At 71.2% G+C, this 13,827-nt stretch carries 8 protein-coding genes and 3 pseudogenes; 3 read left to right on the top strand and 8 right to left on the bottom strand.

The genetic code is table 11. The annotated features are described in order from the left end of the window. Positions 1-35 precede the first annotated feature (35 nt). Positions 36-1,409, bottom strand: coding sequence for a murein biosynthesis integral membrane protein MurJ (gene murJ, locus ACVW2K_RS03905; protein WP_457204043.1), 1,374 nt, complete (start codon positions 1,407-1,409; stop codon positions 36-38). 116 nt (positions 1,410-1,525) lie between these two features. Here murJ and ACVW2K_RS03900 point away from each other — a divergent pair, with 116 nt between their 5' ends. Next, a complete protein-coding gene (locus ACVW2K_RS03900; protein ID WP_457201615.1) occupies positions 1,526-1,720 on the top strand; it encodes a hypothetical protein in 195 nt (64 codons plus the stop codon). Here the strand turns inward: ACVW2K_RS03900 and ACVW2K_RS03895 are convergent. Further along, the gene (locus tag ACVW2K_RS03895; protein ID WP_457201614.1) at positions 1,698-3,830 is read right to left on the bottom strand and encodes a DUF6049 family protein; all 2,133 of its coding nucleotides are present in this window, start codon (positions 3,828-3,830) and stop codon (positions 1,698-1,700) included. The two genes, ACVW2K_RS03900 and ACVW2K_RS03895, sit on opposite strands and share 23 nt — an antisense overlap. A gap of 100 nt (positions 3,831-3,930) precedes the next feature. On the opposite strand from ACVW2K_RS03895, the gene ACVW2K_RS03890 reads away from it, so the two are divergent. After that, entirely contained in the window at positions 3,931-5,349 is a 1,419-nt protein-coding gene (locus tag ACVW2K_RS03890; protein ID WP_457204042.1) for a CCA tRNA nucleotidyltransferase, read from the top strand. A gap of 62 nt (positions 5,350-5,411) precedes the next feature. Here ACVW2K_RS03890 and ACVW2K_RS03885 read toward each other — a convergent pair whose 3' ends face one another. The 3 genes and pseudogenes from ACVW2K_RS03885 to ACVW2K_RS03875 all read right to left on the bottom strand — a co-directional run. Beyond that, positions 5,412-6,413, bottom strand: coding sequence for a hypothetical protein (locus tag ACVW2K_RS03885; RefSeq protein ID WP_457201613.1), 1,002 nt, complete (start codon positions 6,411-6,413; stop codon positions 5,412-5,414). A gap of 149 nt (positions 6,414-6,562) precedes the next feature. Then, positions 6,563-7,198 (bottom strand): annotated as a pseudogene (locus tag ACVW2K_RS03880) (PKD domain-containing protein); the annotation flags it as partial. A gap of 909 nt (positions 7,199-8,107) precedes the next feature. After that, positions 8,108-8,824, bottom strand: a pseudogene (locus ACVW2K_RS03875) (immune inhibitor A domain-containing protein); the annotation flags it as partial. Positions 8,825-10,702: 1,878 nt separating this feature from the next. Between ACVW2K_RS03875 and ACVW2K_RS03870 the strand changes: the two are divergent. Next, positions 10,703-11,932 carry a phospholipase D-like domain-containing protein gene (locus ACVW2K_RS03870; protein WP_457201612.1) on the top strand — a complete coding sequence of 410 codons (1,230 nt, stop codon included), beginning with the start codon at positions 10,703-10,705 and terminating at the stop codon, positions 11,930-11,932. Between the two features lie 65 nt (positions 11,933-11,997). Here the strand turns inward: ACVW2K_RS03870 and ACVW2K_RS03865 are convergent, their stop codons facing one another. The 3 genes and pseudogenes from ACVW2K_RS03865 to ACVW2K_RS03855 all read right to left on the bottom strand — a co-directional run. Further along, positions 11,998-13,089: an inositol-3-phosphate synthase gene (locus ACVW2K_RS03865; protein WP_457201611.1), complete on the bottom strand. Its 1,092-nt coding sequence runs from the start codon at positions 13,087-13,089 to the stop codon at positions 11,998-12,000. A gap of 27 nt (positions 13,090-13,116) precedes the next feature. Next, a complete protein-coding gene (locus tag ACVW2K_RS03860; protein WP_457204104.1) occupies positions 13,117-13,404 on the bottom strand; it encodes a hypothetical protein in 288 nt (95 codons plus the stop codon). A gap of 142 nt (positions 13,405-13,546) precedes the next feature. Further along, positions 13,547-13,687 (bottom strand): annotated as a pseudogene (locus tag ACVW2K_RS03855) (PadR family transcriptional regulator); the annotation flags it as partial. Positions 13,688-13,827: the final 140 nt, after the last annotated feature.

Below are 13,827 nucleotides of genomic sequence, written 5' to 3'. Positions count from 1 at the left end.
CGTCGAGTCCCGGACAGGGCCCATCGTAAGGCGGGTCAGGGTCGGCGGAGCAGGGGGACACGGCTGGTGAGCGTGTCGACCACGGTCGTCACCTCGCGCAGCCGCAGCACGCGCGCCATCAGCACCAGCACCACGACGTCGAGGGTGCCGACGAGGAGCACCCAGACGCCGGCCACGGCCCAGTTCGGGTCGTCCTGCAGCCGGTGGAGGAGGTACGCCGCCAGCGCCGCGGCAGCGGTGGCGACCAGCACGGCGATCGCGAGCCGGGCCAGGAACCGCACCAGGGTCGGGGTGCGGAGGCCGCCGAGCCGGCGGCGGAGCACGGCGTACGAGACGACCGAGCCGACGAGGTACGACGCGGAGTAGGCGACCACCAGCGCGGGCGAGGTGTGCTCGGCGTCGACCGAGTGCACCAGCCAGACCGCGGCCACGATGTTGGTCGCGGCCACCGCGCACTGGATCCAGAACACCGTACGGTTCAGCTCGAGCGCGTAGAAGCCGCGGAGCATCAGGTAGTGCACGGTGAAGAAGACCAGCCCCCCACCGAACAGCGCGAGCGACGCGGCGTACAGGCCGGTCGAGCTCGCGGCGGCGCCGTACCCCCAGATCACCCGGGCCAGGTCGGGCGCGATCACCGGCAGCAGCAGCGCGAACGGGATCACCACCGCGAGTGCGGTGCGCAGGGTGTCGGTGAGCGTGTGGACCAGGCCGTCGCGGTCGTCCGCGGCGGCGCGTGCCGACAGCCGCGGGAGGATCGCGGTCGCCAGCGAGACGGTCACCACCGAGTGCGGCACCATCATGATGAGGAACGTCGAGGAGTAGACCGTGTAGCCGGTGCCGTCGCCCGACGAGGCCGTGCCGCCGCCGGCCAGCCGGACCACGACGGTGTAGGCGATCTGGTTGACGATCACGAACAGCACCGTCCAGACACCCAGCCGGAGGGTGTGGGCGAGGCCCGTGTGCCGGTAGTCGAAGCGCGGCCGGTAGCGGTAGCCGGACGCGCGGAGGTACGGCACCAGCACCACGAACTGCGCGACGATGCCGGCGGTCGCCCCGAGCCCGAGCAGCAGCTCCTGCTGGTGGCTGAACGCGCCGAAGACCTCGCTGCCCTGCGCCGGGCCGAAGACGAACAGGTAGACGACCAGCACGCCCACCGAGATGACGTTGTTCGCGATCGGCGCCCACATCATCGGGCCGAACCGGCCGCGGGCGTTCAGGATCTGCCCGACCAGCACGTACATCCCGTAGAAGAACACCTGCGGCAGGCAGAACCGCGCGAACGCGACGATCGACTCGCGCTGCTCGGCGAGCGCCGGCTCGTCGTACCTGCTGGACAGGAACAGGTCCATCACCCACGGAGCGGCCACGACCAGGAGCACCGTGACCGCGCCGAGGAAGAGACCGGCCAGCGTGATGATCCGGCTCGTGTACGCCGTACCCCCGCTCGGGGTCGTGGCGCATGGACCGCACCAGCTGGGGGACGAGCACCGCGTTGACCACCCCGCCCGCGAGCAGGATGTAGAGCATGTTCGGGATCGTGTTCGCGATCGTGAAGAGGTCGGCGTGCAGCTTGGCGCCGAGCGCCGCGGCGAGCAGCGCGGACCGGACGAAGCCGCTCATCCGCGACACGATCGTGCCGGCGGCCATCACCGCACTGTTGGCGAGGACCCGCTGCTGCTCGGTCTGCTGCTCGTCGCTCATGCGCCCCTCGCCGCCCTGACCCGGCGGAAGAGCCGGACGACGATCGCACCGAAGAGCAGCGCGACGCCGGTGCCGAGGATCAGCCAGATCACGTTGCTCACCCGGTTGGACCGGATCGGGACGTCGTCGGACGAGCCGAGGGGTACGCCGTCGGTGTCGGTGAGCAGCAGCGTCACGTTCCGGATGCCGATCGCCGAGGAGGACGCGTTGAGGAGCACGGTCGTGCTCCGCTCGGGACCGAGGTCGATGGTCTCGCCCGGCACCGAGATCCGCAGCGGCGCGTCGGAGATGGCCTGGATCTTGACGCTGACGGGCTGGTCGAGCTTGTTGGTGACGGTGGCCGCGAACCGGCCGCTGCCGCTGGAGAGGATCACCGCCTTGGGCGCGTCCACCGTCACGGAGCGGAGCTTGCTCTCGATCCAGGTGCGCGACTGGTCGGCGGACGCGCGGGCGCTGTCCGGCCGCAGCCGGCTCGAGTACGAGAGGTCGGTCATCGCCTCGTCGCGGACCTCGGTGGCGACCTGGTCGTTGCGGGTCAAGAGGTTCTGGAGGGAGTCGCCGGCCTGCACGAGGTCGTCGGCGGCGGCGAACGACGCGGGGTCCAGCTCGAGCTTCGCCTGGTTCCCGGGGTAGTCGAGCCGGTCGGCGGGGACGTCGGTCCCCTCCCGCTGCATCGCGTCGGCGACCGTGGTGAGGTTCAGCCAGTCGACGTCGAGGCCCTCCCAGAAGCCGGACACCTCGTCCGGCGACCAGGTGGGCGGGAAGACCACGATCAGCGGCTTCCGCCCCGGCGTGAGCACCCGGATCGCGGCCTCGCTGAGGATGCGCTGCCGGACCGCGAGCGGCGCCAGCCGGTCGTCGGGACCGGGCCCGCCGGCCACCGCGCCGGACGACGTGACGCCGACCGTGTGGCCGGCGGCGTGCGCGACCGCGGGCGCGTGCGGGCCGAACATCCGGTCGGTGAGCAGCAGCGTCGCGGCCGACTCGACCGAGCGGATGCCGGCCGTGTCGAGGTACCCGGTGGGCGAGGACACGGCCGGCGTGGTGGGCAGGCCCCACGGCTGCAGGTCGCCGGCCGATCGCTTGCGCGCCTGCCGGTAGACCCGCCGGTCGTGGGCGGCCGACGCCGCGACGTCCACGTCGCCGTACGGCAGGCTCAGGATCTCGCCGCCCTGGAGGCCCTCGTGCAGGCGCTCCAGCCAGTCCGTCGCCGCGCCGGCGGCGGCTGCCGCGCTGGCGCTCAGGTCGCTGTCGTCATCCTCGGTGCCGCTCGACGGCGACGGGCTGGGCGACGGCGACCCGCTGGCGCCGCCCTCGTCCGGGGCCTCGCCCACGGTCGGTTCGAGCGAGCGACCGGGGTTGCCGGCGGCGAGCCGACGGGCGGCGTCGACGACCGACGGGTCGACCAGCCAGCTGACCGGGCGGGAGCCGGCGGCGACCCCCAGGTCGACGAGCGAGCGGAGCGAGCCACCCGGGGCCAGCTGCTCGTTCCAGCGGTCCAGGCTGCCGATCGACCCGTCCGGCGCGTGCGTGACCAGCCCGCGGACCGGGATGACGAGCGCGGTGTCGACGGACTTGTCGGTCGGCGGCACCAGCGGCAGGAAGGTGCGGGCCCGGCCGTCGGCGTTGGAGTCGCCGCCCTCGGCGTTGAAGCCCAGGGCGTGGGCGCCGAACCAGTAGACGCCCGGGCCGCCGGAGATGTGGCTGGCCAGCACCGCGTGCGAGACCTCGAGGGAGTACTGCCGGCTCTCACCGGGGGCCAGCTCGCCGATCGTGTCGTCGTAGCTGCCGGTGTCCAGGATCCGGTCGCCCACGGGCTGGCTCGGCCCGATCGCGGCGGCGTCGGCGAGCTCGGACGCCGTCGTCATCGGCGTGGCGGAGACGAACGCGTAGACGCTGATGTCGGTCCACGTCTCGTCGTCGCGGTTCGTGACCGTGCCGGTGACCGTGACCGGCCCCCGCTTCGGGATCACCGACGGCGCGAGGCTGTCGATGCTGACCGCGAGCGGCGTACGGACGGCCTCCTGCCGGGCCTGCCGGGGTGCCGAGGCCTCCGCGGTGCCCGTGCCGAAGCCGAGGAGGGTCGCCACCACCACGAGGGCAGGAAGCAGCGACACCGGGCGAAGCACGCCCGCGACTCTACTGGCCCGGGCTGTGCCGAATCGGCGGCCCACCCCGTCGCCACTAGACTGCTGGCCCGTGCCCGACGCCCCGCCTCCTCCGCCCCAGATGGCCGACGTCCAGCGCGCCGTCGCGGTCGAGCTGGACCGGATCGCGCCGGTCATCGACGACCTCGGCCGACGGTTCGCCGCCGCCGGTCACGAGCTGGCGCTGGTCGGCGGTCCGGTGCGCGACGCGATGCTCGGGCGGCAGCACAACGACCTCGACCTCGCGACCTCCGCGCGGCCCGATGAGACCGAGCGGCTGCTCAAGGGCTGGGCGGACGCGATCTGGGACATGGGGCGTGCGTTCGGCACCATCGGCTGCCGGCGCGGGCCGTGGCAGGTGGAGATCACGACCTACCGGTCCGAGGCGTACGACCCCTCCTCGCGCAAGCCGGAGGTCGACTTCGGCCACACGCTGGCCGGTGACCTCGGCCGCCGCGACTTCACGGTGAACGCGATGGCCGTGCTGGTGCCCGGTCGCGAGCTCGAGGACCCGTACGGCGGCGTGGTCGACCTCGCGAACCAGGTGCTCCGGACGCCGGGGCGACCGGAGGACTCCTTCTCCGACGACCCGCTGCGGATGATGCGGGCCGCGCGGTTCGCGGCGCAGCTCGGGTTCTCCGTCGACCCGTCCGTGGTGACGGCGATGACCGAGATGGCGGGGCGGATCGAGATCATCTCGGCCGAGCGGGTCCGCGACGAGCTGGTGAAGCTGGTCACCGCGCCGTACCCCCGGCTCGGGCTGGCGCTGCTGGTCGACACCGGGCTGGCCGAGCTGGTGCTGCCGGAGCTGCCCGCGCTGAAGCTCGAGCGCGACGAGCACCACCGGCACAAGGACGTCTACGAGCACACGCTCACGGTGCTGGAGCAGGCGATCGACCTCGAGTCGCGGCTGCCCGGCGGCGGACCGGACTTCGTGGCGCGCTTCGCTGCCCTGATGCACGACGTGGGCAAGCCGCGCACCCGGCGGTTCCTCGACGACGGCACCGTGACCTTCCACCACCACGACGTGGTCGGCGCGAAGATGACGCGGAAGCGGATGAAGGCGCTGCGGTTCTCCAACGACGACACCGACGCGGTCAGCAAGCTGGTCGAGCTGCACCTGCGGTTCCACGGCTACGGCTCCGGTGAGTGGACCGACTCCGCCGTACGCCGCTACGTGCGGGACGCCGGGGACCAGCTCGAGCGGCTGCACATCCTCACGCGCGCCGACTCCACCACCCGGAACCGGCGCAAGGCCGAGTTGCTCCAGCGCACCTACGACGACCTCGAGGAGCGGATCGCGCGGCTGTCGGAGCAGGAGGAGCTCGCCTCGATCCGCCCGGACCTGGACGGCAACCAGATCATGTCGATCCTCGGCATCGGTCCGGGGCGCGACGTCGGCGCGGCGTACTCGTTCCTGCTGGAGCTGCGGATGGACCACGGCCCGATGTCCGGGGAGGACGCCGCCGCTGCGCTGCTCGCCTGGTGGGCCGCGCGCTAGGTCATTCCCCGTCGAGTGACGCGAACTGGCTGTCATTCGGCCCGGATTCCAGCCATCTCGCGTCACTCGACGAGCCCGTCACGCCGGTCGAGGAGCTCGTCGAGGGTGGGTGAGGGAGCCGGGCCCAACGTCCAGAGCTGGGGCAGCCGCCCGGTGCGGGCCAACGCGTCCTCCATCCGTCCGACCACGCGGGCACTGGAGCGGAGGTCCCCGGCGACGACCTCGACGTACTCGAGGCCGACGCCGCGGATTGCGGCCTCCCGTTCGATGTCCGCTTCGTGCCGGTCGATGTCGCGGTGGTCGGCGCCGGCGTACTCGCCGACCACGCCGCGCTTCGCGTCGAGCAGGTCCGGTACGGCGACCAGGTGACCGTGCCGGTCCAGGATCGACCGGTTGAGGAGCGGCCGGCCCCAGCCGGCGTCGTACTCCCAGATCATCCGGAACCGGTCCTCCTGAGGTGACCGGCAGCCCTCGACCGCCATCTCGACGGCCTCGCGGACGACCCTGACGTCGCGGTACCAGCGCCGGGTGGCGGCGTACAACCGCATCCGCTTCACCGACGTCAGCCGCGCGGCGCACACCGCGCCGACGGCGACAGCCATCTCGCGCACGTGGCCGATCCGCCGCATCTCGTCGAACAGCGCGCGCTCGACGGTCGTGCACGGGACCCCGTGGAGCAGGACCACCTCGTCCGGCGGGACCGTGTACCTGAGCACCGTGATGGCGTCGTCGGATCCGAGGCGTTCGCCGTTCGCCGCCACCTGCACCGGCAGCCGGGTGCGACCGTCGCGAGCCAGCCCGTCGAAGAAGCCGGCGCCGTGCAGCCGCAGGGCCGCGGCGCCGGTGATGACCGCGCGGTCCCCGACCCGGGCGTGCGCCTCCACGATCCGCTGCTCGAAGCTGTGCCCGGCGGTCGCGGCCACCACGAGCCCGGGACCGACGGACTGCCACGCCGGCCCGCGGGCCTGTCCTCGGGTCGGGCCGGTCCGTCCGGCGGGATCGATGCGGACCGGGCGCACCAAGGTCGGGACGGGCGGCGCGACGGGATCCCAGCGGTGCGGCATGCGGAGCCGATGCCCGGGTCCGGTTGTGGAGGAAACCGGGGTCCCGCGGGCCTGTGGATTCCCCGTCGAGTGACGCGAACTGGCTGTGATCGGGGCAGATTCACAGCCAGTTCACGTCACTCGACGGTCTACGCGCAGCGGAGGGCCCGCTAGAAGCGGAAGGACTTCAGGTACGCGTGTCCCTTCGTCACGACCAGCTTCACGCGGTGCGGGCCGGAGCCGAGGCCGGTGAGCTTCCGGTGGACGAACGCCGGCTTCCTGGATGCGCCGCGGAAGCGGAAGGTCGAGACCTCGGTGCCGTCGACCAGCAGCTTCGCGCGGCCGCCACCGGTCGCCTTGCCGAAGAGGACGTCCAGGGCACCGCCGACGCTGGTGAGCGTCATGGTGTCGCGACCCTTGCCCTTGCCGAGGTTGTCGCAGTAGCGGCCGCCCGGCGCCGAGGCCGCCCGGACGTTGCGCCAGTTGCCGGTCCGCGTGACCTGCTTGGAGCCGCACTGCACGATCGTCTGCTTCGGTGGCGGGCCCTGGGTGACGACCACCCGGACGGCGTCGGTGTCGGTCGCGCCGGACGGGTCGGTGACCAGCAGCGTCACGTCGTAGGTGCCGGCCCGGGAGAAGGGGTGCTTCACGACCTCGCCGGTGGCGTCCTTGGTGGAGCCGCCGTCGCCGAAGTCCCAGCTGTAGTCGAGGTCGTCCGGCGTCTCGGCGTCACGGCTGCCGCTGCCGGTGAACGTCACCTGCTGGCCGGTGCCGGCCGTCGACCGGTCGGCCGCGGCGTGGGCGACCGGCGCGGTGTTCGCGGGCGCGACCACGGGCGCGTAGCCGTAGTCGAAGTCGCCGCAGCCGTCGCTCATCGTGAACCGCACCGAGCCGGTCAGGTCGCCGTTCGAGGTCGCCGGGCCGTTGGCGTTGCCGGTCATCGACAGCACCTTGAACGCCAGGCAGTCGTAGCCGAACTCCCAGTTCCCGGACGCCGACGACGGGTCCGCGTAGTTGTCGACGTGGGGGGCCGACCTTGCGTCCGAGTACGACGACCTGGCGGCCGCCGCCGTGAACGCGGCGTCGTTCAGGTCCGGGGTGTCGTTGCCGGGCTCGGGCGTCGAGTCGAGAGGCGATTGGGCCGGCGGGTCGTCGGTGCCGGCGTTGCCGTACCCGTGCGCCTCGTCGGTGTAGGAGAGGTAGAGACCGGGCTCGAAGCCGATCGGGTCGCGGTCGATCTGGCCGTGCCCGTCGAGGTCGAAGCCGGAGCGGTCCCGCATCTCCAGGTAGTAGGCGTGGTCGAAGCTCGCCTGCTCACCGGCCGCGACGTACTGCCAGCCCTTGGTGCAGTCACCGCCCGGGTTGTCGGCCTGGCAGCCGCCGTTGAAGATCCGCGGATCGTTCGGCCCGCCGTCCTTCTCGAGGTCGGTCTGCAGCAGCACTTGCTGGCCGCTCGGCGTGGTCGCGGTGACCTTCAGGTCGTCGATGAACCAGCCCGGCCGCGCGACGCCCGGGTCGGTCGAGTAGCTGAACCGCAGCACCGGGGCGGCCGCGCCGACCAGGTCGGAGATGTCGAAGGTGTCGGCCAGGAACTCCGACGCCGGGTAGTTGCCGGCCGTGCGGTCCAGCTGGACGGTGACCGGGTCGGTGTAGGACCCGCTCGAGCCGGTGATGCCGTTGCCGTACGCCGACTGGCAGGCGTTCTGGTTCGGGTTGGACGTGCCGGCCGTGGTCGTCGGGGTGCTGCGCTCCGAGGCGTGCGACGCGAACGTCTTGCCGCCGTCCTTCGACGTCAGCACGAACCCGTAGTCGAAGTCCCACTCGGTGTCGAACATCGACTTCAGGTCGAGCTGGAGCGTCGAACCGGCCGGCAGGTCCTTGATGCCGGGGATCGCGACGTCGAGGTTGTGCCCGCCGTCGTCGGTCGCACAGCCGAAGTCGTTGCCCGACCCGGAGTACCAGGCGTGGGACTTGCTCGCCTTGTCACCGGTGTCGAACTTGGCGGGATCGAGCAGCTGGCGGCCGGGCAGCTTCGCGACGTACATCTCGGAGTTGTGCACGGTGCCGTCCCGCCCGTTCACCAGGGTGTACGGCGTGCCGTCCTTGGTCCGCCAGCGGATCTCGCCGGTGTCCTCCTTGGAGTCGGTCCAGTCGTTGACCGTCTGCGTGCCCGGGCCGAGCACCCGCGGGACGACCCAGCCGAGCTCCTGGCGCGAGTACGCGTCCATGTCCTGCGACTTGTCGGTGGCCATCAGGTTCCAGTCGCCGTACGTCTCACGGCTGCCCAGGGAGTAGAAGTCGGGCAGGCCGAGGGAGTGGCCGTACTCGTGCGAGATCACGCTCGCCTTGTCGATCGCCGTCTCGGGGTTGAGGTTGTAGGGCCCGACGCGGACGAAGACCTTGAGCGCATCGCCCTTGTCGGTGGTCGTCATGTCCTTGTAGGTGTCGTCGGTCCACCACAGCGGCCTGCCCTCGAGGTCCTTGAGCTGGTCGTCGGTGACGAAGCCGGGCAGGCCGGTCGCCGGGTCGCTGTAGGTGTACTCGAGCGAGGAGCTGTGCGGCCAGATGTTGTCGTAGGGCAGCGCGTCCTGCGGGTCGCTGGTGCACGCGCCCAGCTGGGAGGCGCCGTTGCCGCCGCAGCCGGCGAACACGGCCATGAAGAAGTCGACCACGCCGTCCTTGTCGGTGTCGTAGTCGGAGTAGTCGATCTCCGGGTCGGCGAGCGCCGCGGCGTCGGCCACGACCTTGCCCGTCGGCCCGCAGCCGCTGTCGATCTGCATCAGCGCGGCCACGCCGGTCAGGGACCCGACGACCGCCGAGCCGGCGCCGTCGGACCCGTAGTAGCCGGTGGTGCCGGGCAGGTTGTAGACGCCGTTGGTGATCCGCTCCGGGTACGCCGGGGTGCCCGCCAGCTGGGGCAGGTCGCCGTACGTCAGGCCGCCGACGCACGTCGACACCGTGGTCGGGTCGGTCTTCGTGAACGGGAAGCCAGGCCCGTAGTCGAAGCCGGCGGTCGCGATCCCGGCCGACGGCACGTTGCCGTCGGGGAACAGCTGGCCCAGCGACATCTCCTGGTACAGGTTGTACGTCGACCCGGGCCTGGCCGGCGAGTCGATGACCTCTTCGAGCTGCTCGCCGGTGTGGTCGGCGAGGTAGGAGCGGTCGGTGTACTCGACGGGGATGACCGGGAACGGCCGGTCGCCGTACCGCGCGGTGTCGTAGGCCTCGCCCGGCGGGATCACCTTGGGGCCGTGGGAGCTGACGGTCTGGCTGGTGCCGGGCGCGGTGAGCCGCGCGGTGGTGGAGAGGTCGCGCCACACGACCGTCGGCTCGGCGGCGACCGTGTCGGCGCGGCTCTGCAGCACGAGCGTGACGGTGCCCGGGGAGGTGCCGCTCGCGGCGGGCACCGGCGGCAGCGTCCAGGTGACCGACCGCGGCGAGACCGGGTGGGTGCCCGGGCCGCTGGCGTCGACGAACGAGGTGCCCTCCGGCGCGGTCACCGTGACCGAGGCGCCGGTGACCGGCAGGGCGGCCGGGTTCCGCACGATGATCCGCGACGGGTACGTCTCGCCCGGCTTCACCCAGCCGACCGAGGACACGAAGCTGTCCTCGACCTGGAGGTCGTCGCTCGCGGCCTGCACCGCGACGTCGCCCGCCCCGGCGTCGGCGACCCGGCGGTCGGCGTACTCCGCGTCGAGGGCGCGTACGGCGAGGTGCGTGGCCTCGCCGGTGCGCGGCAGCGCGCTGGTGACCTTGCCCGGGACGGTCGTCGCGAACGAGCCGTCGCCGGCGGCGGTGACGTCCTGCGTGGCGAGGACCTGTCCGCTCGCGTCGGTGATCGCGAGCGTGAAGCTCGCGGGCACGCCCTTCTCCGCGGCGGTGACGACGGTCCCGGAGACCGGGAACTGGGCCCCGCGCACGATCGTCGCGGTCTGGCCGTCGAAGGCGACGGACAGCGCGGGTGCCGCCGGGACCCGCGGCGCGGCGGTGGCCGGGAGGGTCAGGGTCGTGAACCCGGTGGCGAGGCAGGCGGCCAGTGCGGTGGTGACCGCGGCGGCACGCCGCAGGGAGTGCTTGCTCATGGGCGGACGCAATCTCGGGATGGGTCGCGGGTGGCGACGCGGTGCCACCCCAACGACGGGTCGGTCGAGCGGGTTACGACCGGCGTACCCGTGTCTCGCAGCAGCCAGACCGCGTCCCGGGACCGGTCTGGACCGCAGGGATGCCGCAGCCCCGACGTTTCTCCCACCGGCGCCGCCGTCGCGCGCCTACGATCCAGGAGTCGTGCGGGTGCAGGCAGGGGGAATCGGGTGCTCAAGCGTGTTGCTGTGGTCGTGCTGGCGGTCGTTCTCGGGTGCCTGTCGACGGGTCCGGTGGCCGCGGCGACGTCGTTCACGCCACGCCCCGGACCCACGTGGAACAACCCCCGGGGCGACTACACGGCGCGCAACGTCAACATGGCCAAGGTGCGGAACACGATCGACAGCGTGCCGCGCAACGGCGTGATCAGGATCGCGGTCTACTCCTACAACCGCCGCGACATCGGTGACGCCCTGATCCGCGCGTGCCGACGGCACGTGTCGGTCCAGTTGGTGCTGAACGACAACGCGATCGGCGCCGAGGCCAACCGCATGATCCGGTACCTCGGCCGGGACACGCACCCGAGGTTCCGGGACCGGTGTCACCCGAGGAAGTACGGCCCGAGGCGCAAGCCGTACCCGGTGCCGAGCTTCTTCAAGGTCTGCCAGGGCGCCTGCCGGCTGGGCAGCGAGCGGTCGAACCAGCACAGCAAGTTCTACCTGTTCTCCGCGACCGGCAACGGGAAGCCGGTCGTCATGTTCGGCTCGAACAACCTCATGAGCTTCGCCGCCGACGTGCACTGGAACGACCTCTACACGGTACTCGGCAACCAGAAGATGTTCGACGACTTCAGCACGATCTTCGCGCAGATGGCGCAGGACCGGTGGCGGAAGCATCCCTACGTGGCGGTCCAGGACGGCCAGTACGCCGTCGAGTTCGGATCGGACCCACACGCCACCGGGTCCAGGGACCACGTCTACCAGCGCCTCGACCGGGTGGGCTGCCGAGCGCCGGCCGGGTACGGCGACAACGGTCACACCACGATCCGGATCATGATGTACGGCTGGGTGGGTGCGCGCGGCCTGATGCTCGCCCGCAAGGTCGCCGCGCTCTCGCGGGCCGGGTGCCGGGTCCTGGTGCTGGTCAGCGGTGCCGGGCGCAGGGTGCACGCCGTGCTGCACAGGTCCGGCGTCGCCATCCGGAGGTCCGCACTCGACCTCGACGACGACCCCCTCACGGGCTTCGACGACACGGGCTGGGAGGTCTTCTCCCACGAGAAGTGGATGTCGCTGTCCGGGACCTGGGCCGGGCACCCGTTCAAGGGGGTGTGGACCGGTTCGGAGAACTGGTCCAACGTCTCGCGGTTCAACGACGAGGTCACCGTGCGGGTCCCGTTCGCCTCGGCGCTCGCGGCGTACAGCCGCCACTTCCAGACCATCTGGGCGCACTACAGCCAGTGAACGACACCGCCCCGCCGGGACGGTGTCCTGGCGGGGCGGTGTGCGGTGCTCTGTGGTGCTGTGGATCAGTGGCTGACGTCGCCCTTGATGAACGCCTCGACGCGAGCGCGGCCCTCGTCGTCCGGCAGCTGCACCGGCGGGGACTTCATCAGGTACGACGACGCGGAGATGAGCGGGCCGCCGATGCCGCGGTCCTTCGCGATCTTCGCGGCGCGGATCGCGTCGATGATGATGCCGGCGGAGTTCGGGGAGTCCCAGACCTCGAGCTTGTACTCGAGGTTCAGCGGGACGTCGCCGAACGCGCGACCCTCGAGGCGCACGTAGGCCCACTTGCGGTCGTCGAGCCACGCGACGTAGTCCGACGGACCGATGTGCACGTTGCGGTCGTACTTCTTCCCGGCCAGCTCGCCGGTGAGGTTCGAGGTGACGGCCTGGGTCTTGGAGACCTTCTTGGACTCCAGGCGCTCGCGCTCGAGCATGTTCTTGAAGTCCATGTTGCCGCCGACGTTGAGCTGGTAGGTGCGGTCCAGCGTGACGCCGCGGTCCTCGAACAGCTTCGCCATCACGCGGTGGGTGATGGTCGCGCCGACCTGGGACTTGATGTCGTCGCCCACGATCGGGACGCCCGCGTCCTCGAACTTCTTGGCCCACACCGGGTCCGAGGCGATGAAGACGGGGAGCGCGTTCACGAACGCCACGCCGGCGTCGATCGCGCACTGCGCGTAGAACTTGTCGGCCTCCTCGGAGCCCACCGGGAGGTAGGAGACGAGCACGTCGGCCTGGGTGTCCTTGAGGACCTGGACGATGTCGACCGGCTCGGCCGCCGACTCCTCGATGGTCTCGCGGTAGTACTTGCCGAGGCCGTCGAGGGTGTGGCCGCGCTGCACCTCGATGCCGAGGGTGGGGACGTCGCAGATCTTGATCGTGTTGTTCTCGGAGGCGTTGATCGCCTCGGAGAGGTCCTTGCCGACCTTCTTGTCGTCGACGTCGAACGCCGCGACGAACTCCACGTCGGCGACGTGGTACTCGCCGAACGTCACGTGCATCAGACCCGGGACGGTGCCCGCGGGGTCGGCGTCCTCGTAGTAGTGCACGCCCTGGATCAGGGAGGTGGCGCAGTTGCCAACCCCCACGATTGCCACTCGAACCGAACCCATCGGGGATTCCTTCCTTGTCACTTCACGTCACTTCACTTCTGAGGTGGCCTGCTGGCCGTTGCTGGTGGTGGTGTCGGCACCGGGGTCCGTGATCGCGGAGGTGTCGACACGGTTCTGCTCTCCGCTGCGCTCGGCGTTGATGAGGTCCGAGAGCCACCGCACCTCACGCTCGACCGACTCGACGCCGTGGCGCTGGAGCTCCATGGCGTACCTGTCGACCTCCTTCTGGGTCATCGACAGCTGGCTCTGCACCCGCTCGAGGCGCTCCTGGAGGCGGGTCCGACGACCCTCGAGGACCCGCAGGCGGATCTCCATGTCGGTGCGGCTGAAGAATGCGAACCGGATGTCGAAGTTGTTCGTCCTCCCACGCCGTGGGACCGACCTCCATCATCAGGCGCTCGAACTCGTCCTGCCCGGCCTCGGTGAGCTGGTAGACGATCCGCGGCCGCCGGGTCACGGGGGTGACGGTGGTGGCCGCCTCCTCGATCAGGTTGCCGCGGAGCATCTTCTTCAAGGTGGGATAGAGCGACCCGTAGGAGAGCACGCGACCCCATCCGAGCATGAGGTTCAGCCTCTTGCGGAGCTCGTAGCCGTGCATGGGTCCCTCGTGCAGCAGTCCGAGGACTGCCAGCTCGATGGTCTCTGCCCGACGTGCCATGCGACCTATCGTAGCGATATATCCGCGCGTTGCGAACCGGGTACCGGTCCAGATGACCTGACGGACGTGTCGCAGCGCAC

It is taken from the genome of Nocardioides sp. HB32, assembly GCF_054058995.1.
This window is presented reverse-complemented; position numbering and strand designations above follow the sequence as displayed.